Origin of the sequence: Citrobacter sp. Ca225 (assembly GCF_030337175.1) — a bacterium.
GTDB lineage: Bacteria > Pseudomonadota > Gammaproteobacteria > Enterobacterales > Enterobacteriaceae > Citrobacter_A > Citrobacter_A amalonaticus.
Map to the genome: position 1 here is coordinate 141329 of NZ_JAOWCD010000099.1, position 21883 is coordinate 163211.

Annotated in this window: 22 protein-coding genes and 1 riboswitch; of the genes, 9 read left to right on the plus strand and 13 right to left on the minus strand. The window is 56.4% G+C overall.

The genetic code is table 11. The annotated features are described in order from the left end of the window. Nucleotides 1-12 precede the first annotated feature (12 nt). A complete protein-coding gene (gene rhlE / locus OGW13_RS19410) occupies nt 13-1374 on the minus strand; it encodes an ATP-dependent RNA helicase RhlE (RefSeq protein ID WP_044327529.1) in 1362 nt (453 codons plus the stop codon). Nucleotides 1375-1605: 231 nt separating this feature from the next. On the opposite strand from rhlE, the gene cecR reads away from it, so the two are divergent. The 5 genes from cecR to OGW13_RS19435 are packed head-to-tail and all read left to right on the plus strand — an operon-like array spanning nt 1606 to nt 7247. Continuing rightward, nucleotides 1606-2280 (plus strand): transcriptional regulator CecR, encoded by a 675-nt coding sequence (gene cecR / locus OGW13_RS19415; protein WP_054176175.1) that lies wholly within the window; start codon nt 1606-1608, stop codon nt 2278-2280. Beyond that, complete coding sequence (gene hlyD / locus OGW13_RS19420; RefSeq protein ID WP_156595509.1) at nt 2280-3275, plus strand: secretion protein HlyD; 996 nt, start codon at nt 2280-2282, stop codon at nt 3273-3275. Before cecR ends, hlyD begins: the two co-directional genes overlap by 1 nt. Continuing rightward, complete coding sequence (locus OGW13_RS19425; RefSeq protein WP_287116396.1) at nt 3268-5004, plus strand: ATP-binding cassette domain-containing protein; 1737 nt, start codon at nt 3268-3270, stop codon at nt 5002-5004. The genes hlyD and OGW13_RS19425 overlap by 8 nt, the downstream gene beginning before the upstream one ends. Beyond that, nucleotides 4997-6130: an ABC transporter permease gene (locus OGW13_RS19430; RefSeq protein ID WP_043001291.1), complete on the plus strand. Its 1134-nt coding sequence runs from the start codon at nt 4997-4999 to the stop codon at nt 6128-6130. The genes OGW13_RS19425 and OGW13_RS19430 overlap by 8 nt, the downstream gene beginning before the upstream one ends. A gap of 10 nt (nt 6131-6140) precedes the next feature. Next, the gene (locus tag OGW13_RS19435; RefSeq protein WP_043001292.1) at nt 6141-7247 is read left to right on the plus strand and encodes an ABC transporter permease; all 1107 of its coding nucleotides are present in this window, start codon (nt 6141-6143) and stop codon (nt 7245-7247) included. Here the strand turns inward: OGW13_RS19435 and OGW13_RS19440 are convergent. Then, nucleotides 7209-7619 (minus strand): YbhQ family protein, encoded by a 411-nt coding sequence (locus OGW13_RS19440; protein WP_044267995.1) that lies wholly within the window; start codon nt 7617-7619, stop codon nt 7209-7211. The genes OGW13_RS19435 and OGW13_RS19440 overlap by 39 nt on opposite strands. A 132-nt stretch (nt 7620-7751) precedes the next feature. Here OGW13_RS19440 and OGW13_RS19445 point away from each other — a divergent pair, with 132 nt between their 5' ends. The 3 genes from OGW13_RS19445 to OGW13_RS19455 are packed head-to-tail and all read left to right on the plus strand — an operon-like array spanning nt 7752 to nt 10710. Beyond that, nucleotides 7752-8510 (plus strand): endonuclease/exonuclease/phosphatase family protein, encoded by a 759-nt coding sequence (locus OGW13_RS19445; RefSeq protein WP_043001294.1) that lies wholly within the window; start codon nt 7752-7754, stop codon nt 8508-8510. Then, nucleotides 8507-9748: a cardiolipin synthase ClsB gene (gene clsB / locus OGW13_RS19450; protein WP_109740030.1), complete on the plus strand. Its 1242-nt coding sequence runs from the start codon at nt 8507-8509 to the stop codon at nt 9746-9748. The genes OGW13_RS19445 and clsB overlap by 4 nt, the downstream gene beginning before the upstream one ends. Continuing rightward, entirely contained in the window at nt 9748-10710 is a 963-nt protein-coding gene (locus OGW13_RS19455; RefSeq protein ID WP_043001296.1) for a lysylphosphatidylglycerol synthase domain-containing protein, read from the plus strand. The genes clsB and OGW13_RS19455 overlap by 1 nt, the downstream gene beginning before the upstream one ends. Nucleotides 10711-10780: 70 nt before the next feature. Here OGW13_RS19455 and OGW13_RS19460 read toward each other — a convergent pair whose 3' ends face one another. The 6 genes from OGW13_RS19460 to moaA form a co-directional block, all read right to left on the minus strand. Continuing rightward, a complete protein-coding gene (locus tag OGW13_RS19460; RefSeq protein WP_043001297.1) occupies nt 10781-11485 on the minus strand; it encodes a Bax inhibitor-1/YccA family protein in 705 nt (234 codons plus the stop codon). Nucleotides 11486-11539: 54 nt separating this feature from the next. Then, nucleotides 11540-11992, minus strand: a complete 453-nt coding sequence (gene moaE / locus OGW13_RS19465) for a molybdopterin synthase catalytic subunit MoaE (protein ID WP_044256447.1) — start codon at nt 11990-11992, stop codon at nt 11540-11542. A gap of 1 nt (nt 11993) precedes the next feature. After that, on the minus strand, nt 11994-12239 hold the full coding sequence (gene moaD / locus OGW13_RS19470) for a molybdopterin synthase sulfur carrier subunit (RefSeq protein ID WP_043001299.1): 246 nt from the start codon (nt 12237-12239) through the stop codon (nt 11994-11996). After that, nucleotides 12232-12717, minus strand: a complete 486-nt coding sequence (gene moaC, locus OGW13_RS19475) for a cyclic pyranopterin monophosphate synthase MoaC (RefSeq protein WP_061070351.1) — start codon at nt 12715-12717, stop codon at nt 12232-12234. Before moaC ends, moaD begins: the two co-directional genes overlap by 8 nt. A 5-nt stretch (nt 12718-12722) precedes the next feature. Further along, nucleotides 12723-13235 (minus strand): molybdenum cofactor biosynthesis protein B, encoded by a 513-nt coding sequence (moaB, locus tag OGW13_RS19480; RefSeq protein ID WP_043001301.1) that lies wholly within the window; start codon nt 13233-13235, stop codon nt 12723-12725. Nucleotides 13236-13259: 24 nt separating this feature from the next. Beyond that, a complete protein-coding gene (gene moaA / locus OGW13_RS19485; protein ID WP_043001302.1) occupies nt 13260-14249 on the minus strand; it encodes a GTP 3',8-cyclase MoaA in 990 nt (329 codons plus the stop codon). Then, nucleotides 14237-14379, minus strand: a riboswitch (molybdenum cofactor riboswitch). It overlaps the preceding gene by 13 nt. Before the next feature lie 267 nt (nt 14380-14646). Here moaA and yvcK point away from each other — a divergent pair. Next, nucleotides 14647-15555: a uridine diphosphate-N-acetylglucosamine-binding protein YvcK gene (yvcK, locus tag OGW13_RS19490; RefSeq protein ID WP_043001303.1), complete on the plus strand. Its 909-nt coding sequence runs from the start codon at nt 14647-14649 to the stop codon at nt 15553-15555. A gap of 107 nt (nt 15556-15662) precedes the next feature. Here the strand turns inward: yvcK and uvrB are convergent, their stop codons facing one another. From uvrB to bioB, 5 genes are all read right to left on the minus strand, one after another. Next, the gene (gene uvrB, locus OGW13_RS19495) at nt 15663-17684 is read right to left on the minus strand and encodes an excinuclease ABC subunit UvrB (protein WP_044268002.1); all 2022 of its coding nucleotides are present in this window, start codon (nt 17682-17684) and stop codon (nt 15663-15665) included. Between the two features lie 564 nt (nt 17685-18248). Then, the gene (gene bioD / locus OGW13_RS19500) at nt 18249-18935 is read right to left on the minus strand and encodes a dethiobiotin synthase (RefSeq protein ID WP_046401466.1); all 687 of its coding nucleotides are present in this window, start codon (nt 18933-18935) and stop codon (nt 18249-18251) included. After that, nucleotides 18928-19683, minus strand: a complete 756-nt coding sequence (gene bioC, locus OGW13_RS19505) for a malonyl-ACP O-methyltransferase BioC (protein WP_043001307.1) — start codon at nt 19681-19683, stop codon at nt 18928-18930. Before bioC ends, bioD begins: the two co-directional genes overlap by 8 nt. Beyond that, nucleotides 19667-20824: an 8-amino-7-oxononanoate synthase gene (bioF, locus tag OGW13_RS19510; RefSeq protein ID WP_287116397.1), complete on the minus strand. Its 1158-nt coding sequence runs from the start codon at nt 20822-20824 to the stop codon at nt 19667-19669. Before bioF ends, bioC begins: the two co-directional genes overlap by 17 nt. Beyond that, the gene (gene bioB / locus OGW13_RS19515; protein WP_043001309.1) at nt 20821-21861 is read right to left on the minus strand and encodes a biotin synthase BioB; all 1041 of its coding nucleotides are present in this window, start codon (nt 21859-21861) and stop codon (nt 20821-20823) included. Before bioB ends, bioF begins: the two co-directional genes overlap by 4 nt. Between the last annotated feature and the right edge of the window lie 22 nt (nt 21862-21883).

Here is a 21883-nt window from a genome sequence, read left to right on the forward strand (position 1 = left end):
TTCCTGACCCCCTTACTGTACGGGTGTAATTCTGCGCGGGCGACGCGGTGGACGTGGCTTTTCGCCAGCCGGTTTGCCTTCTGCGCTACGGGGTTTGCCCTTCGACGCGCCACCGTCCTGACGACGCGGCTGCTGAGCACGACCTGCGCCCTGCCCTTGTCCCTGACCACGGCCCCGACCGCCACCACCGCTACGCTGCTGACGACCATTCTGGATCGGCTCAGCTTTGATCGAGGGATCCGGCTCATAGCCCGGCGTGGTAATACGTGGGATCTCTTTTTTCAGCAGTTTTTCAATGTCACGCAGCAGTTTGTGTTCATCAACACAAACCAGCGACAGCGCTTCCCCCGTCGCCGCAGCACGACCGGTACGACCGATACGATGCACATAATCTTCCGGAACGTTCGGCAGCTCGTAGTTCACCACGTGCGGCAGTTCTTCGATGTCCAGACCACGCGCCGCAATGTCAGTCGCCACCAGCACGCGGATATCGCCTGATTTGAAATCCGCCAACGCACGGGTACGCGCCCCCTGGCTCTTGTTACCGTGGATCGCTGCGCTGCGGATACCATCTTTGTTGAGCTGTTCCGCCAGGTGATTGGCGCCGTGTTTGGTGCGGGTAAAGACCAGTACCTGCTGCCAGTTGCCCTGACCGATCATCTGCGACAACAGTTCGCGCTTGCGTTTCTTATCGACAAAATGGACGTGCTGCGTCACCTGCTCAGACGCCGTGTTGCGACGCGCCACTTCAATTTCCAGTGGGTTATGCAACAGCTTTTCGGCCAGCGCTTTGATCTCATCAGAGAACGTCGCGGAAAACAGCAGGTTCTGACGCTTCGCCGGCAGTTTCGCTAACACGCGGCGAATATCGTGAATAAAGCCCATATCCAGCATACGGTCCGCTTCATCCAGCACCAGAATCTCAATCTGGTCCAGCTTCACCGCGTTCTGGTGTTCCAGGTCCAGCAAGCGGCCCGGCGTTGCCACCAACACATCGACGCCACCGCGCAGTTTCATCATCTGCGGGTTAATACTCACGCCGCCAAAAACCACCAGCGAGCGAATGTTCAGATACTTGCTGTAATCACGGACGTTTTCACCAATCTGCGCCGCCAGCTCACGCGTTGGCGTCAGGATCAGCGCACGCACCGGGCGACGCCCTTTGCCATGCGGCTGTTTGGTAATAAGGTGCTGTAACAGCGGCAGCGTAAAGCCCGCCGTTTTACCGGTACCGGTCTGCGCACTCGCCATCAGGTCGCGACCTTCCAGCACGGCAGGGATCGCCTGTTGCTGAATAGGGGTAGGTTCACGGTAACCCTGCTCGGCAATGGCGCGCAGAATATCAGGATTTAAACCCAGGGAATCAAAAGACATAACTACTCCGAACCGCCCCGACCGTTCCCGGTGTCGTTTTCAGGGAGATGCATACAATTTGGGAATGACAAAAACCACAATGTCATGAAGGGGCGGAGTGTAGCAGTTTTTATGACACACCGCATAAATTATCCCGGTCACTGGAAAAGACAAAATAAACGACCAGACTGGACAAGGAGAATATTCAGTCATAATCTTAATCAATCGATTGATTAAGAATTAGGTCGCGTGATGAATACACCCACCATGACCACGAAAGGTGAACAGGCCAAAAGCCAGCTGATTGCCGCCGCACTGGCACAGTTTGGCGAGTATGGCCTGCATGCCACCACCCGCGACATTGCCGCGCAGGCCGGACAAAATATTGCCGCCATTACCTACTATTTTGGCTCAAAAGAGGATTTATACCTCGCCTGCGCCCAGTGGATTGCCGATTTTATTGGCGGGCAGTTTCGGCCACACGCGGAAGAAGCCGAACGCTTATTCGCCGAGCCCCATCCCGACCGTGCGGCCATGCGCGAGCTGATTCTGCGTGCCTGCAAAAACATGATCATGCTGTTGACCCAGGAGGACACCGTCAATCTGAGCAAATTTATCTCGCGTGAACAGCTCTCCCCTACCGCGGCTTATCAACGGGTGCACGAGCAGGTTATTGAGCCTCTGCACAGTCATCTCACTCGTCTTATCGCCGCGTATACCGGCTGCGACGCCAGCGATACGCGCATGATTCTGCATACCCACGCGCTGCTCGGCGAAGTGCTGGCATTCCGTCTTGGTAAAGAAACCATTTTGTTACGTACCGGCTGGTCGCAGTTTGATGAAGAAAAAACTGCACTGATTACGCAGACCGTGACCTGTCATATCGATCTTATTCTGCAAGGGTTATCGCAAAGGAGTCTGGAGTGATGAAAAAACCTGTCGTTATCGGGCTGGTGATTGCGGCACTGCTCGCCGTGATTGCGGGTGGTACATGGTGGTATCAAAGCCGACAGGATAACGGACTGACGCTCTACGGCAACGTGGACATCCGTACCGTTAACCTCAGCTTTCGCGTCGGAGGCCGACTCGCGTCGCTGGCGGTGGATGAAGGGGATACCATTAAAACGGGACAGGTGCTGGGTGAACTGGATCATGCTCCCTATGAGAACGCCCTGATGCAGGCAAAAGCAGGCGTTTCCGTCGCCCAGGCCCAGTACGATTTGATGCTGGCGGGCTATCGTCAGGAAGAGATTGCGCAGGCGGCAGCAGCGGTGAAACAGGCCCAGGCTGCCTATGATTACGCGCAGAATTTCTACAACCGTCAGCAGGGATTGTGGAAAAGCCGCACTATTTCCGCTAACGATCTGGAAAACGCCCGTTCTTCCCGCGACCAGGCGCTGGCCACGTTGAAATCCGCGCAGGACAAACTGAATCAGTACCGTTCCGGTAATCGCGAACAGGATATCGCCCAGGCGAAAGCCAGCCTTGAACAGGCACAAGCGCAGTTGGCACAGGCGGAACTCGATCTCCATGACACCACGCTTATCGCCCCCTCGAACGGCACGCTGCTAACTCGTGCGGTCGAACCTGGCAGCATGCTCAGCGCAGGAGGCACCGTGCTGACGCTCTCTCTCACCCGACCAGTCTGGGTGCGCGCCTACGTCGACGAACGTCATCTTTCTCAGGCACAGCCGGGACGCGAAATCCTGCTGTATACCGATGGACGTCCCGACAAGCCTTATCACGGTAAAATCGGCTTTGTCTCTCCGACGGCAGAATTCACGCCGAAAACGGTAGAGACACCGGACCTGCGTACCGATCTGGTTTACCGTCTGCGCATTGTGGTCACCGATGCCGACGACGCGCTGCGCCAGGGCATGCCGGTGACGGTGAAGTTCGGCAACGAGGCTGGACATGAATGACGCCGTCATCACGCTGAGCGGGGTGACTAAGCGTTTTTCCGGACTGGAAAAGCCGGCGGTCGCCCCACTCGATTGTACGATTCACGCCGGGTATGTAACCGGTCTGGTGGGGCCGGATGGCGCCGGGAAAACCACGCTGATGCGAATGCTGGCGGGCTTGCTGAAGCCGGATGGCGGTAGCGCAACGGTGATTGGCTTTGATCCAATCAAAAACGACAGCGCGCTACATGCTGTGCTCGGTTACATGCCGCAGAAATTCGGTCTGTATGAGGATCTCACTGTAATGGAGAACCTCAATCTGTACGCGGATTTACGCAGCGTGACGGGCGAGGTGCGGGAAAAAACCTTTGCCCGTCTGCTGGAATTTACCTCACTCGGCCCGTTTACCGGACGTCTGGCGGGAAAACTGTCCGGCGGGATGAAACAGAAGCTGGGGCTGGCCTGTACGCTGGTCGGCGAACCCAAAGTGCTGCTGCTGGATGAACCTGGCGTCGGCGTCGACCCCATCTCACGTCGCGAACTGTGGCAGATGGTGCACGAACTGGCGGGAGACGGGATGCTGATCCTGTGGAGCACCTCCTATCTGGATGAAGCCGAACAGTGTCGGGACGTGCTGCTGATGAACGAAGGCGAACTGCTGTATCAGGGGGAGCCGACCCAACTGACACAAACCATGGCGGGACGCAGTTTTTTGATGCACAGCCCGCAGGAAAACAACCGGAAACTGCTCCAGCGGGCGTTAAAACTGCCGCAGGTTAGCGACGGCATGATTCAGGGGAAATCGGTGCGTCTGATCCTGAAAAAAGAGGCCACAGCGGACGACATTCGCCATGGCAACGACATGCCGGAACTCGACATCAGCGAGACTGCGCCACGCTTCGAAGATGCGTTTATCGATCTGCTGGGCGGTGCCGCGACCTCTGAATCGCCGCTGGGCGCCATTTTGCATACCGTAGAGGGAACGCCAGGCGAAACGGTGATTGAAGCGAAAGCGCTGACCAAGAAATTCGGCGATTTTGCCGCCACTGACCACGTTGATTTTGCCGTCCAGCGCGGAGAAATTTTTGGCCTGCTGGGCCCCAACGGCGCGGGAAAATCGACAACCTTTAAAATGATGTGCGGCCTGCTGGTGCCCACGTCCGGGAAAGCGTTGGTGTTGGACATGGATCTGAAGGTCAGCTCCGGCAAAGCTCGCCAGCATCTTGGCTATATGGCGCAAAAGTTCTCGCTCTACGGCAACCTGACGGTGGAGCAAAACCTGCGCTTTTTCTCCGGCGTTTATGGTCTGCGGGGACGCGCGCAGAACGAAAAAATCGCCCGCATGAGCGAGGCGTTTGGTCTGAAGAGCATCGCTTCGCATGCCACCGACGAACTGCCGCTGGGCTTTAAGCAGCGTCTGGCGCTGGCCTGTTCGCTGATGCATGAACCGGACATTCTGTTTCTTGACGAGCCCACTTCTGGTGTCGATCCCCTCACCCGCCGAGAGTTCTGGCTGCATATCAACAGCATGGTGGAAAAAGGCGTGACGGTGATGGTGACGACCCACTTTATGGACGAAGCGGAATACTGCGACCGCATCGGACTGGTCTATCGCGGGAAACTGATTGCCAGCGGTACGCCGGACGATCTGAAAGCGCAGGCCGCCGATGACGACACGCCGGACCCGACCATGGAGCAGGCTTTTATCCGGCTAATTAACGACTGGGATAAGGAGCATGCCAATGCGTAACCGCCTTCTCTCCTGGCGTCGCGTACGGGCGCTGTGCGTCAAAGAGACGCGGCAGATTGTCCGCGATCCCAGTAGCTGGCTGATCGCCGTGGTGATCCCACTGCTGCTGCTGTTTATTTTTGGCTACGGCATTAACCTTGACTCCAGCAAGTTGCGGGTGGGGATCCTGCTTGAGCAGCAAAGCGAAGAGGCGCTGGACTTTACCCATGCGATGACCGGCTCACCGTACATCGACGCCACCATCAGCGATAACCGCCAGGCGCTGATTGAAAAGATGCAGGCCGGACGTATTCGCGGTCTGGTGGTCATTCCGGTCGATTTCGCCCAGCAGATGGCGCGCGCCAACGACACCGCACCCATTCAGGTAATCACCGACGGCAGTGAACCCAATACCGCCAACTTCGTGCAGGGCTATGTGGAAGGGATCTGGCAAATCTGGCAGATGCAGCGAGCGGAAGATCGCGGGGAAACGTTTGAACCACTGATTGAGGTGCAAACCCGCTACTGGTTTAACCCGGCGGCAATCAGCCAGCATTTTATTATCCCGGGCGCAGTGACCATTATCATGACGGTGATCGGCGCGATCCTCACCTCGCTGGTGGTGGCGCGCGAATGGGAACGCGGGACCATGGAAGCGTTGCTCTCCACGGAAGTGACGCGCGCAGAGCTGCTGCTGTGCAAGCTCATCCCCTACTACTTCCTCGGCATGCTGGCGATGCTGCTGTGTATGCTGGTGTCGGTGTTTATTCTCGGCGTCCCGTATCGCGGATCGCTTCTGCTGCTGTTTTTCATCACCAGCCTGTTTTTGCTCAGCACGCTGGGGATGGGACTTCTGATCTCCACCATCACCCGCAACCAGTTTAATGCCGCCCAGGTGGCGCTTAACGCCGCCTTTTTGCCGTCGATTATGCTGTCAGGCTTTATTTTTCAAATAGACAGTATGCCTGCGGTGATCCGCGCGGTGACCTATATTATTCCGGCGCGCTACTTCGTCAGCACCCTGCAAAGCCTGTTTCTCGCCGGTAATATCCCGGTGGTGCTGGTGGTCAACGTGCTGTTTTTGATCGCCTCAGCGGTGATGTTTATTGGTCTGACGTGGCTGAAAACCAAACGTCGGCTGGATTAGGGAGACGCGTATGTTTCATCGCTTATGGACGTTAATCCGCAAAGAATTGCAGTCGCTGCTGCGCGAACCGCAGACCCGCGCGATTTTAATTTTGCCGGTACTGATTCAGGTGCTTTTGTTTCCCTTTGCCGCAACGCTGGAAGTGACTAACGCCACCATCGCCATCTATAACGAAGACAACGGCAAGCATTCGGTGGAGCTGACCCAACGCTTTGCCCGTGCCAAAGCCTTTACCCACATCCTGCTACTGAAAAGCCCGCAGGAAATTCAGCCCACAATCGATACGCAAAAAGCGCTGCTGCTGGTGCGCTTTCCGGCGGATTTCTCGCGCAATCTGGATACCTTTCAGTCTGCGCCCATGCAGTTAATACTTGATGGTCGTAACTCGAACAGCGCGCAGATCGCCGCCAACTATCTCCAGCAAATCGTGAAGAACTATCAGCAGGAGTTGATGGAGGGCAAGCCGAAGCCGAACAACAGCGAGCTGGTGGTGCGCAACTGGTACAACCCTAACCTCGACTACAAATGGTTTGTGGTGCCGTCACTGATCGCGATGATCACCACCATTGGCGTGATGATCGTTACCTCGCTGTCTGTCGCGCGCGAGCGCGAACAGGGCACGCTGGATCAGCTGTTGGTCTCCCCGCTCACCACCTGGCAAATATTTATCGGTAAAGCGGTTCCTGCACTGATTGTCGCCACCGGCCAGGCCTCTATCGTGCTGGCAATCGGTATCTGGGCGTATCAGATCCCGTTTGCCGGGTCGCTGGCGCTGTTTTACTTCACGATGGTGATTTACGGGCTGTCGCTGGTGGGATTTGGCCTGTTGATCTCCTCACTCTGCTCCACGCAGCAGCAGGCGTTTATCGGCGTATTCGTCTTTATGATGCCGGCAATTTTACTGTCGGGCTACGTCTCTCCGGTCGAGAACATGCCGGTCTGGTTACAGAATCTGACATGGATAAACCCGATCCGTCATTTCACGGATATCACCAAGCAGATCTATTTGAAAGATGCGAGTTTGCAGATTGTCTGGGGAAGCTTGTGGCCGCTACTGGTGATAGCGGCCACAACGGGATCAGCGGCGTATGCGATGTTTAGACGCAAAATCATGTAACTTTTTGTCTTTCGCCAGCAGCGAAACCACAGCGGGTCCGGCCAGGATTGCCAGTCCCGCTAACGCCAACAAGACGTTGTTTTGTAAAACCCGGGACAGCAGCCACAACGCAATCAGCGACGCGCCGAAATACCAGGTGGTGGTGAGTTCTTCCAGCACGTCGGCGACTTCGCGCCAGCGCTGCTCGTGATGACGCTGTAACGCCAGCATCAGTAATACGGTCACGCCATACACTACGCATAATCCCAGGCCAACGTGCACCAGCGTGCCACTCTTCCAGCCTACGACCAACAACGCCACGACCAGTAAATGCAACATAATCTGCCAGCAACTTAACCCCGTTGCGACACGAACTCGTTGTTGCCACCTCATGGCTTTTCTCCTGAAGGATTTTTCTCTAATGACTCAGAGTACCGCACTTTACGGAAAATTCCGTAACACCGCACCTTTTTGTGACGACGACTACACTATTTCAATCAGAAGAGTGACGCCAACAGGAGAAAAATGACTCAATCGACACGAAATTTTTCATTCACCGTGCTCACCATCAATACGCATAAAGGCTTTACCGCCTTTAACAAGCGCTTCATTTTACCGGAACTGCGTGATGCCGTTCGTACGGTTGGCGCCGACATTGTCTGCCTGCAGGAGGTGATGGGCGCGCACGAAGTGCATCCACTGCACGTCGAAAACTGGCCGGATACCACGCACTACGAATTTCTCGCCGACACGATGTGGAGTGACTACGCTTACGGGCGTAACGCCGTCTACCCGCAAGGGCATCATGGCAACGCGGTGCTGTCACGCTATCCTATTGAACATTATGAAAATCGTGATGTTTCGGTCGGCAGCAGTGAAAAGCGCGGCGTGCTCTATTGCCGTATTGTTCCGCCGCAACTCGGGAAACCGATTCATGTGATGAGTGTTCACCTCGGCCTGCGTGAAGCTCACCGGCAGGCGCAACTTACCCTGCTGACAGACTGGGTCAACGCCCTGCCCGACGGTGAACCGGTGGTGGTGGCCGGTGATTTCAACGACTGGCGGCAAAAGGCAAACCATTCCTTAAAAGCCGCGGGCCTGGAGGAAATTTTCACCCGCGCCCGCGGCCGCCCGGCACGGACCTTTCCTGTCAGCCTGCCGCTGCTGCGCCTTGATCGTATTTACGTGAAAAATGCCAATGCCAGTTCGCCGACAGCGCTACCGCTGCGCAACTGGCGGCATCTCTCTGACCATGCCCCCCTTAGCGCGGAGATCCATCTATGAAATGTGGCTGGCGTGAAGGTAATCAGATCCAGTTACTGGAAAACGGCGACCAGTATTATCCCGCTGTGTTTGCGGCAATAGCCGATGCGCAGCAAAGAATTATTCTCGAAACTTTCATCTGGTTTGAAGATGAGGTAGGAAAACAGCTTCATGCGGCTCTGCTGGCCGCAGCAAAACGCGGCGTGAAGGCGGAAGTACTGCTGGACGGCTACGGCTCACCGGACCTGAGCGATGCATTCGTTGGCGAACTGACCTCGGCAGGCGTGGTGTTTCGTTATTACGATCCGCGTCCCCGGATCTTTGGTATGCGCACCAACGTCTTTCGCCGTATGCATCGCAAGATTGTGGTGATAGACGACCGGGTGGCGTTTATCGGCGGGATCAACTATTCCGATGAACATATGTCCGACTATGGCCCGGAAGCCAAGCAGGACTACGCGGTACGCGTGGAAGGACCTGTCGTCGCCGATATACTGCAGTTTGAAGTGGAAAACCTTCCCGGGCAGAGTGCAGTACGCCGCTGGTGGCGCCGTCATCACCGTGCTGAAGAGAACCGCCAGCCCGGCGAGGCGCAGGCGCTGTTCGTCTGGCGCGACAACGACGAGCACCGCGACGATATCGAACGTCACTACCTTAAAATGCTCACCCAGGCACGGCGGGAAGTGATTATCGCCAACGCCTACTTCTTTCCCGGTTACCGGTTACTGCACGCCATGCGCAAAGCCGCCCGCCGCGGCGTGCGCGTCAAACTGATCGTGCAGGGGGAGCCGGATATGCCAATTGTGAAGGTCGGAGCCCGTCTGCTGTACAACTATCTGGTGAAAGGCGATGTCCAGGTTTACGAATATCGCCGCAAGCCACTGCATGGCAAAGTGGCGCTGATGGATGACCACTGGGCGACGGTCGGCTCCAGCAATCTCGACCCGCTCAGCCTGTCGCTTAATCTGGAAGCCAACCTGATCGTGCACGATCGCCAGTTCAACCAGACGCTGCGCGACAACCTTAACGCGATCATTGCCGAAGACTGTAAGCTGGTCGATGAGTCGATGCTGCCGAGACGCACCTGGTGGAACCTGACCAAAAGCGTGCTGGCGTTCCACTTCTTACGTCACTTCCCGGCGCTGGTCGGCTGGCTTCCGGCGCATACTCCCCATCTCGCGCAGGTTGATCCGCCAGCCCAGCCCGAGATGGAAACGCAGGATCGGGTAGAAGTACAGAACACAGGAGCCAAACCCTGATGGCAAAATCACATCCGCGCTGGCGGCTGGCAAAAAAGATCCTCACCTGGCTGTTTTTTATCGCCGTGATTGTGCTGCTGGTGGTCTACGCCAAAAAGGTGAACTGGGAAGACGTCTGGACGGTGATCCGTGACTACAACCGGGTTGCGTTGCTGAGCGCCGTCGGGCTGGTGATCCTCAGCTATCTGCTCTATGGCTGCTATGACCTGTTGGGCCGCGCCTATTGCGGTCACAAGCTGGCAAAGCGGCAAGTGATGCTGGTGTCGTTTATTTGCTATGCATTTAACCTGACGCTCAGTACCTGGGTCGGCGGCATCGGTATGCGCTACCGGCTCTATTCCCGCCTCGGCCTGCCGGGTGGCACCATCACCCGTATCTTCTCTCTTAGCATCACCACCAACTGGCTGGGCTATATTTTGCTTGGCGGGATCATCTTCACCTTTGGCGTGGTGCAACTGCCTGCCCACTGGTATATCGACGAGGGCACGCTGCGTATTCTCGGCGTGGTGCTGCTGTTAATCATCGCTATTTATCTGTGGTTCTGCGCTTTCGCAAAACACCGTCATATGACGATCAAAGGGCAGAAACTGGTGCTACCGTCGTGGAAATTTGCGCTGGCCCAGATGGCCATCTCCAGCGCCAACTGGATGGTGATGGGGGCGATTATCTGGTTGCTACTGGGCCAGGAGGTGAATTATTTCTTCGTGCTGGGCGTGCTGCTGGTCAGCAGTATCGCGGGAGTGATTGTCCACATTCCGGCGGGAATTGGCGTTCTGGAAGCGGTGTTTATCGCGCTGCTGGCGGGGGAAGACACGTCGCAAGGCGCGATTATTGCCGCCCTGCTCGCCTACCGCGTGCTGTATTACTTTATTCCCTTATTGCTGGCGCTGATCTGCTATCTGGTGCTGGAGAGTCGGGCGAAGAAGCTGCGGGCGAAGAACGAGAAGGCGATGGCGAAGTAATACCTCGTCACCGCCCTCGGCATCATTTCGTAGGCCGGATAAGGCGTAGCCGCCATCCGGCACAACGAACTCAACGGCGATTGCCTAAAATACGCAGCAGCATCAGGAACAGGTTGATAAAGTCCAGATACAGCGTCAGCGCACCGAGAATCGAATATTTACGCAGGTTAGAACTGTCGCGCACATCGATTTGCTCGCCAATGTTCTTCAGCTTCTGGGTGTCATAGGCGGTCAGCCCAACAAACACCACCACGCCAATATAGGTCACCGCCCACATCAGCGCCTCGCTTTTCAGCCAGAAGTTCACCAGTGAGGCCAGGATGATGCCAATCAGCGCCATAAACAGCATGTTGCCCCAGCCGCTCAGATCGCGCTTCGTGGTGTATCCCCACAGGCTCATCACTCCAAACATCCCGCCGGTCACCACGAAGGTGCTGGCGATGGAGGAGTAGGTGTAGACGATAAAAATACTGGAAAGTGTGAGCCCGGTTAGCGCCGAATAGAGCATAAACAGCGTCGTCGCCATACCTGCACTGAGTTTATGCACCAACCCAGACAGCACAAAGACCAGCGCCAGTTGGGCGATGATTAAACCGAAGAACGTAATTTTGCTGGAAAAAACGAACATCATGACGGCTGGCGTATTCGCCGCATACCACGCAATAAACGCGGTAAGCAGCAACCCGACCGTCATCCAGCCGTATACCTGCGCCATATAGGTTTGCAGGCCGGAACGTGCCTGCACGATTGATTCGGATCGTGGAAATCGGTCCATGATAATCTCCTGATTGAAAGTGACCACTCTGGATAAGCGTATCACAATTTCTTGCTACCAGCGTTTAGCCGCCTGCCGATCGCTGTCACGGGCTTCCACCCAGCGCTCGCCTTCCGGCGTGGCTTCACGCTTCCAGAACGGCGCACGCGTCTTTAGATAGTCCATGATGAACTGACCGGCCTCAAACGCACTGCTACGGTGCGAACTGGTGACGCCAACAAAGACGATTTCATCGCCCGGCCACAGTTCGCCAATCCGGTGAATCACCGTGATGCGTCCCAGCGGCCAGCGCACCCGCGCCTCATCGACAATCTCCGCCAGCGCTTTTTCCGTCATCCCCGGATAGTGCTCCAGCGTAAGCGCCTTCACGCTGTCGCCGAGATTATGGTTGCGCACTTTACCAGTAAAGGTCACCACCGCACCGTCTTCGTCGCGTGCCGCCAGCCAGGGATACTCGTCCCCCACGCTGAACGGCGCAGGCCCGACCACAATTTTCGTTTCAGCCATCTCAGCCTCCCGTCACCGGGGGAAAGAAAGCCACTTCATCACCCGCCGTCAGCGGATGATCAAAGCTCACCAGCGTCTGGTTTACCGCCGCCAGCAGCTTGCCGTCTTCCAGCGCCAGCGCCCAACGGTTGCTGTTAGTCGCCAGATGCTGACGCAGCGCTTCCACTGTCGGGAAATCTGCCGCGACGTCCAGCGTATCCGTACCAACCAGTTCGCGAACCTGAGCAAAGAACAAAACCTTAATCATTCGAATCCGCCTTAAAATCGCCAGACTTGCCGCCGCTTTTCGCCAGCAGGCGCACCGGGCCAATCACCATGTCTTTTTGCACCGCTTTGCACATGTCGTAAATGGTCAACGCGGCGACGGACGCCGCCGTCAGCGCTTCCATTTCCACCCCGGTTTTGCCGGTAAGACGACACAACGATTCAACACGGACACGGTTGTGTTCCGGCTGTGCATGGAGCTGGACTTCCACTTTGCTCAACAGCAACGGATGGCACAGCGGGATGAGCTCCCAGGTGCGCTTTGCTGCCTGAATCCCGGCGATACGCGCGGTGGCGAACACATCGCCCTTATGGTGGCTGCCGTCGATAATCATGGCCAGTGTTTCGCTGCGCATGGTGACAAAGGCTTCGGCGCGCGCTTCGCGTACGGTCTCCGCTTTTGTGGAGACATCCACCATGTGCGCTTCACCGGCGGCGTTTATGTGAGTCAGTTGCGACATACTTATTATTTCTTCAAATGTGGGTGAAAATTACAAGGACGCGTACGGGCATCAAGTTGCGGCGCGATGATATTGTCCCACGCCGTGCGGCAGGCTTTGGTGGAACCCGGCATCGCAAAAATTAGCGTTTTGTTGGCCACGCCCGCCACTGCGCGCGACTGCAGCGTGGCCGTGCCGATCTCTTCAAATGACAGCATACGAAACACTTCACCAAAGCCTTCCACTTCGCGATCAAACAGCGGCAGCAGCGCTTCCGGTGCCTGGTCGCCTTCAGTCAGGCCCGTGCCGCCGGTGATCAACACCACCTGCACCTCATCACTGGCAATCCATGCTGACACCTGCGCGCGAATGGCGTAACGGTTCTCTTTGACAATTGCTTTATCGATAACCTGATGTCCCGCTTCCTGCGCGGAATCCCGCAGAAAATGACCAGAGGTATCGTCCTCTTCGCCACGGCGATTCGATACTGTCAGAATAGCAATGCGGGTCGGGATAAATTCAGCGCTTACCTGACTCATGGAATACTCCTTGTTCAAGCGGCGTTAACCGCCGATGTATGAGAGGTTCTGGGTAATACCGGTGTTGTTCTGGTGCAGGAAATGGGTCTGCTTTTTCTCACGCAACGCAAGCGAGATACGCGCTTCGAGCGCGTCTTGTTGCCCATCGTCTTCCAGCAAATCACGCAGGCTGACGCCACCCTCGCCGAACAGGCAGAGATGAAGTTTACCCACGGAGGAGACGCGCAGACGGTTGCAGGTGGCGCAGAAATCTTTTTCGTACGGCATGATGAGGCCGATTTCACCCTCATAATCGGGGTGACAGAACACCTGCGCCGGGCCGTCACTGCGCTGGCGTAGCTGGTGGATCCAGCCGCGACGCAACAGTTCGTCACGCAACACCTGACCGGAGATGTGGTGTTTACGGAACAGTTCGCTGCCCTCACCCGTCTCCATCAGTTCGATGAAACGCAGTTGAATGGGACGCGTCTGGATCCAGCCAAGAAAAGTATCGAGCTGATGATGATTCACATCGCGCATTAGCACGGTGTTGACTTTAACTTTTGCAAAACCGGCATCAAACGCGGCGTCGATGCCCGCCATCACCTGCTGGAATTTATCCTGCCCGGTAATCGCGTGGAACTGACGCGCATCAAGGCTATCAACGCTGACGTTAATGCCGGTCAAACCCGCATCGCGCCAGTGGGCGGCATCACGCGCCAGACGGTAGCCGTTGGTGGTCACCGCCAGTTGACGAATCGCCTCGTTTTCACGCACGGCGGCAATGATGTCGGTAAAATCACGACGCAGAGAAGGTTCGCCACCGGTCAGGCGCACTTTTTCGGTGCCCAGGTTAGCAAAGGCGCGAGTCACCCGACGAATTTCATCGACGGAGAGAAAACCTTTATTGGTGACGCCGCCGGGCTTGTAGCCATCCGGCAGACAGTATGTGCAACGAAAGTTACACACATCGGTAATCGACAGACGCAAATAGTAAAACTTGCGCGCGAAAGCATCGGTCAGTTGTGTGGCCATGTACACCTTTCCAAATACGGGAGGCGAAGTCATTTCTTCCTGCGCCCTGGTGGCAATGCGTTTGCGTTGTCACGGCCAAAGCACCGTATCATTTGACCCAGGTGCAGAGGCTAGAGTGTTAACTGTGGTTATGGCGATACTAGCGTGTAAACGAACATAATGCTATTTACACTTAACGATGTATAATCATATATATAGCGCCATGATCGTGCCATTTCGTTACAGAATAAGCAAAAATAGCACTTTTGCATTGATGTACATCATTTCGCTGTCAGGCATTCGCCCCCCTAAAGGAGTAGTGCGGCAGAATTTATTTTCTCAACTTGCCGTTAGCGAATTGCTGAAAAGCCCCTGTTTGCGCTACTGTAGCGCGGTAAATCTGACTTCAGGAACTTTTATGCGCAATCGTACGCTGGCTGACCTGGATCGTGTCGTGGCTCTCGGCGGAGGGCATGGATTAGGACGCGTTCTCTCTTCCCTCTCCTCCCTGGGTTCACGCCTCACCGGTATCGTGACCACCACCGATAACGGCGGTTCGACGGGGCGTATTCGCCGCTCGGAAGGGGGAATCGCCTGGGGCGATATGCGCAACTGTCTCAATCAGTTGATTACCGAACCGAGCGTCGCTTCCGCGATGTTTGAATACCGTTTTGGCGGTAATGGTGAACTTTCAGGCCATAACCTCGGAAATCTGATGTTAAAGGCGCTCGACCACCTGAGCGTGCGGCCTCTGGAAGCCATCAACTTAATTCGTAATCTGCTGAAAGTGGACGCACATTTAATCCCCATGTCAGAGCTGCCAGTTGACCTGATGGCGATCGACGATCAGGGGCATGAAGTGTACGGCGAAGTGAATATTGATCAGCTCACCTCGCCCTTGCAGGAACTGATGCTGTCACCGAAGGTCCCCACCACCCGGGAAGCGGTGCAGGCGATTAACGATGCCGACCTGATTATTATCGGTCCGGGCAGTTTTTACACCAGCCTGATGCCAATCCTGCTGCTGGAGGATCTCGCACAGGCGCTGCGCCGTACGCAGGCGCCGATGGTCTACATCGGCAATCTGGGCCGGGAATTGAGCATCCCCGCCGCAAGCCTGACGCTTATCGATAAGCTCACCATTATGGAGCAGTATGTCGGCAAAAGAGTCGTTGATGCGGTTATCGTGGGGCCGAAGGTAGATGTCTCTGCGGTCAGCGACCGGGTGGTGATTCAGGAAGTGCTGGAGGCCAGCGATATTCCCTATCGCCATGACCGCCAGTTATTGCACAGCGCGCTGGAGAAAGCCGTACAGGCGCTGCGGTAAAGGGTTTATTGCCTGATGGCGCTACGTTCACCAGGCCTGCTTATCTACTCTGCAAACTACCAGTGAACAGGCCGGATAAGGTGGTTACACCGCCATCCGGCAATCTCTCACGACGCAGCAATAAACAGTTCACGCAGCTGATGCAGTTGATCGCGGATCTGCGCGGCCTCTTCGAATTCCAGGTTCTGCGCATGCTGCATCATCTGCCCTTCGAGCTCGTGAATCTTCTGTTGCAACGCTTTTGGCGTCATGTCCAGTTCCACCACATCCGATTGCGCTGCGGAACGCGATTTGCCTCGGCCCTTCGCTTTGGTTTTCGCAATGTTCTGCCCCAGCGCCAGAATATCGACCACTTTTTTATTCAGGCCCTGCGGAGTAATGCCGTGTTCTTCATTGTACTGCTGCTGTTTCTCGCGACGACGCTCGGTTTCGCCAATCGCCTTCGCCATTGAGGCCGTAATTTTGTCACCGTAAAGAATCGCCTTCCCGTTGATGTTACGCGCCGCACGACCGATGGTCTGTATCAGCGAACGTTCGGAACGCAGGAACCCTTCCTTGTCGGCGTCGAGAATCGCCACCAGCGACACCTCAGGCATATCGAGACCTTCGCGCAACAGGTTGATCCCCACCAGCACATCAAACTCGCCCAGACGCAGATCACGAATGATCTCCATACGCTCAACGGTATCGATGTCCGAGTGCAGGTAACGCACCCGCTCACCGTGTTCTTCCAGATACTCGGTGAGATCTTCCGCCATACGCTTGGTGAGCGTGGTAACCAGCACGCGCTCGTTGATCTCTGCGCGCTTGCGGATTTCAGAGAGCAGATCGTCCACCTGCGTTGCCACCGGTCGCACTTCAATGACCGGATCCAGCAACCCTGTCGGACGCACCACTTGATCAACCACTTCTCCGCCCGATTTCTCCAGCTCGTAATTGCCCGGCGTCGCAGACACATATATGGTCTGCGGAGCCAGCGCTTCAAACTCTTCGAACTTTAACGGACGGTTATCCAGCGCCGATGGCAAACGGAAACCGTACTCCACCAGCGTCTCTTTACGCGCCCGATCGCCACGATACATCCCGCCAATCTGCGGGATGGTGACGTGGGATTCATCCACCACCAGCAAACCGTCAGCGGGCAGATAGTCAAACAGGGTCGGCGGCGGCTCACCCGGCCCGCGTCCTGACAGAAAGCGCGAGTAGTTTTCGATCCCCGAGCAGTAACCCAGCTCGTTCATCATTTCCAGATCAAACTGGGTACGCTGACTCAGGCGTTGCTCTTCCAGCAGTTTGTCGTTGGCGAGCAGGATTTTGCGACGTTCAGCCAGTTCGACTTTGATCTCTTCCATCGCCTGCACAATGCGCTCACGGGGGGTCACGTAGTGCGTTTTGGGGTAGATGGTGTAGCGCGAAATAGTGGATTCCACCTGCCCGGTCAGCGGGTCAAACAGCGACAGACGCTCCACCTCTTCATCAAACAGCTCCACACGCAGCGCGATGTCGTCAGACTCCGCCGGGAAGATGTCAATCACCTCACCGCGCACGCGGAAAGTCCCGCGCTGGAACGCCTGATCGTTACGGGTATATTGCAGTTCAGCCAGTCGCCGCAGAATGGCGCGCTGATCGATAATCATGCCCACCGTCAGGTGCAGCATCATCTTCAGATATAAATCGGGATCGCCCAGACCATAGATGGCAGAAACGGAGGCCACGACGATCACGTCACGACGCTCCAGCAACGCTTTGGTGGCCGACAGACGCATCTGCTCGATGTGTTCATTCACCGAGGCATCTTTTTCGATGAAGGTGTCTGAGCTGGGAACATACGCTTCCGGCTGATAGTAGTCGTAGTAGGAGACGAAATACTCGACGGCGTTATCCGGGAAAAACTCTTTCATTTCACCATACAGCTGCGCCGCCAGCGTTTTGTTGGGTGCCAGCACCATCGTCGGTCGCTGCAAATCCGCGATCACATTCGCAATGGTGAACGTTTTCCCCGACCCCGTTACGCCAAGTAGCGTCTGATGCGCCAGGCCGTCCTCCAGTCCCTCTTCCAGACGGCGTATCGCCTCAGGCTGATCGCCGGAAGGTTTAAATGCGGAATTCAGTTTGAACGGTTTACTCATGAGCAGCTACCTGAAGGAATGAGCGGGCAGGTGTGTAATTTTACTCGCAGAAGATAATATTGCCAGTAAAATATACTGGATGAAAAAACAGTAACGCCTCATAAAATTTGTGTTACGCATGATAAAAGCGGATCGGAGATGGCTATAATTTCACCGCTGGCAAGATATTACACTATGAAGCGGGTTTATCCCCAGACCATTGACTTCGTTAACATTGTCAAGATACGTGATGAAAGTTTTATTGCATTCAATGACCACAATATGACAGCCATTGATTTTATCTAACGCGCTGTAAATTAAAGGATATTTTATAAAGACGCCTTTCGCACCAATTCGGCTGGAAGCCGCGTAATCTCTCGCTTGCCTTGTGTTTTCTAACTCTAATACACAAGGTTATCCACAGGAATGGTGGATAACTGCCTGCAGGCCATATGGTCTGCCGCCTGGCAAATTCCCGGTCCAACCCACCAGGCAGCACATAAAAAAAAATTATCGCTAAATTTTGATTTTTATCAGCTAAAGAAGTGTCCCTGGCAGGCGAGATCTTGCTCGCAATTTCGCCTTTTACTCACCCGCGAGTAAAGCGAGATCCAGATATTGTCCTGTGGCCGCATTTTCGGCTCCCGCCGCCAGCCACGGGATTTCGCCTAACAATGGCGCAGGGATGACCCGCTTAAGCGTCGCCAGATACTCATGATGGCGTTTTCCCGGCGGCGTGACGTCATTCGCCACCCACCCGACAAGCGGAAGTCCTGCCTGCTGTACCGCCTGCGCGGTCAGCATCGCATGGTTTATACACCCCAGCTTCACGCCGACGACCAGGACCACCGGCAGGCGCTCGATCTGCACCCAATCAGCGAAGGTAAAATCCTCCGCAAGCGGGGTAAACCAGCCGCCAGCACCTTCCACCAGCAGCCACTCCGCCTGCGCGTCCAGCGCGCGCAGGCCGTCTGACATCACATCAGCACGAATTGGCCTTCCCTCATCAGCGCTGATGATATGCGGCGAGGTGGGTTCCGCGAAGGTGTAAGGATTCACCGCCGCGTAGTCCAGCGCCAGACTGCTGTTGCGCTGAAGCGCCAGGGCGTCGCTGTTGCGCAGTCCCTCTGGCGTCATGTCACTACCTGATGCGACAGGTTTATACCCGGCCGTCCGATAACCCAGACTGCGCGCCGCCTGGAGCAGCGCACAGCTGGCGACGGTTTTACCGACTTCCGTATCGGTACCGGTGACAAAATAACGTTTAGTCACGTGCAATCACTCCTGCAAAAAGATGGTAGGTCAGCAGATATTTCCCCTGCCGCTGCGGCCAGGCCAGTTGAAGCTGCTGCAACTGCGAGCGGGTTAAGACGCGCGGCTCTCGCCCCTCGTGCAAATGGGTCGCGCCGATGCCTTTCAGTGAGCGCATAGCGCTCAGGGCGTCATCAAACTCCAGCGTCAGGGAGATTGATTGATGATGCCCTTGCCAGCCGTGCATCGCTTCACACAGCGCCTCGCGGGATAAAAACCGGTTGCCGTGCGCCCGCTCATCCACCGCGCGCCAGGCCTGATGAAGCTCCGGTAGCGAATCCTGGGCCAGCGTGGTGAAAGCCACGCAGCCACCGGGGCGCACGACCCGATACAGTTCGCTCAGCGCCTGATGCAGACTGTTACACCATTGCACGGCCAGATTGCTCCAGGCCAGGTCAAACGTTGCGCTGGCTAACGGCAGTGACTCAATGTCGCCGGTGAGATAGTGATGCGCCACGTCCTGGCGACGCGCCTCGTCCAGCATGCGGGCAGAGAGATCCAGCGCGGTAACCTGACTCCCCAGCTCGCGCCAGTAGCGACTCAAACGCCCCGGCCCGCAGCCGGCATCCAGTACCTGTAAAAATGGGCGTTCCGGCAGTTGTGCCAGCAACGCGTCGGCGCTCAGGCGCTGCAATGTGGCATGCTGCTCATAGTGCGCTGCCGCACGACCAAACGCCGCCGCGATTGCCTGTTTATTCACCTGCCCCATGCAGCACCTCCAGCAATCGGTCGATATCCTCAGGCTCATGCGCCTGAGTTAAGGTCAGTCGCAGACGGGCTGTCCCGGCGGGCACGGTCGGCGGACGGATCGCCGTGACCCAACATCCCTGACGGCGCAAGGTGTCCGCCAGCTGCAATGCGCGCGCATTTTCGCCGACAATCAGCGGCTGGATGGCGCTGTGCGACTGCGCCAGCATGAAATCGGGATGGTTGATAGCCGAGCGGAAGCGCTGGATCAGCGCAGTCAGTTTCTCCCTGCGTGCGTCACCTTCCTGACTGCGAATCACCGAAAGCGACGCCTGTAACGCCATCGCCTGCGCGGGCGGCATGCTGGTGCTGTAAATCAGATGACGGGCGAACTGCAGCAAATAATCGGCAACGTTTTCAGAGCACAGAATCGCCGCACCGCTGACGCCAAAGCCTTTGCCGAATGTTACGACCAATAACTCCGGTTTTACCCGCTGCTGCCAGCAGCTCCCGCGACCCGCTTCTCCACTGACGCCAATGCCGTGGGCATCATCCACCAGTAACCAGGCATTACGCGCCTGTGCGGCCTGCTGAATGTCCACAAGCGGCGCATTGTCGCCATCCATGCTGAACACGCCTTCGGTCACCACCAGTTGACGCCCGGAACAGGGGGCGTCAAGCAGGCGCGTGAGATGCGAGGCGTCGTTATGGGTAAAACGGCGAAGCTGCGCCGGGCAAAGACTGGCCGCTTCCAGCAGCGAAGCATGGCTGAGACGGTCAGCGACAATCCGGTCATCCTTTTCCATCAGCGCGGTAATCACCGCCTGATTTGCGGCGAAACCGGAAATAAACAGTAACGCGCGCGGATAGCCCAGCCAGTCGGCCAGTTCCTCTTCCAGTTGCTGATGGGCAATGGAATAACCGCTGACGTGGCCCGAGCCGCCGCTGCCGACGCCAAATCGCTCCGCCCCCTGCTGCCAGGCGCGAAGGATATGCGGATGATGACTCAACCCCAGATAATCATTGCTGGAAAAATTGAGATAGCGCTGGTCATTCGTCTCCAGCCAGCGACCGGCTCCCTGTGCTACCACATAACGTCGGCGCAACGTATCCGCCGAACGACGCGCCGCCAGCGCATCGTCGATTTTGTGTTGCCAGGTCATACGGCAGCCGCGTTGTAGTAATCGTCAGTATCCGGTGTCAGCAGCGCCTGCTCCAGACGTGCACGCTGCTCGTTATCCCCGGCGAGCACCGCCGTTTGCTGCGGATTCAGCCCCAGCTTATGGAAAAGCTGGAGATCTTTGTCCTCTGCCGGGTTTGGCGTGGTGAGCAGTTTGCAGCCGTAGAAAATAGAGTTGGCGCCAGCCATAAAGCACATGGCCTGCGTTTGTTCATTCATCTGCTCACGACCGGCAGACAGGCGCACATACGAGGTCGGCATCATGATGCGCGCCACGGCAATGGTGCGAATAAAATCAAATGCGTCGACGTCATCGTTATCTGCCAGCGGCGTACCTTTCACCTTCACCAGCATGTTGATCGGCACACTTTCCGGCGGGGTCGGCAGGTTTGCCAGTTGCAGGAGCAACCCGGCGCGATCGGTCACCGTTTCGCCCAGGCCGACGATGCCGCCGGAACAGACCTTGATCCCGGCCTCGCGTACTTTGTCCAGCGTGTCGAGTCGCTCCTGGTAGGAACGGGTGGTGATGATGTTGCCGTAAAATTCCGGCGAGGTGTCGAGGTTGTGGTTGTAATAGTCCAGCCCCGCCTCCGCCAGCCGTTGCGCCTGTGATTCATCAAGTGTGCCAAGCGTCATGCAGGCTTCCAGTCCCAGCGCTTTCACCCCCTGAACCATCTGCTGCAAATATGGCATGTCGCGCTCGTGCGGGTTCTTCCACGCCGCACCCATGCAGAAACGAGTGGAACCGGCGTTCTTCGCCTGGCGCGCCGACTCCAGCACCTGCTCAACTTCCATTAGCCGCTCAGCTTCAAGGCCGGTTTTATAGCGCGAACTTTGCGGACAATATTTGCAGTCTTCCGGGCAGGCACCGGTTTTGATCGACAACAGTGTGCTGACCTGCACCTGACGAGGATCGAAATGCTGACGGTGGATTTGCTGCGCCTCGAAAAGCAGATCCAGCAGCGGTTTTTCAAATAATTCGGTGACTTGCGACAGCGTCCAGCGAGAATGAGTGGTCATAATTTTATACGTTTTGTGGTGA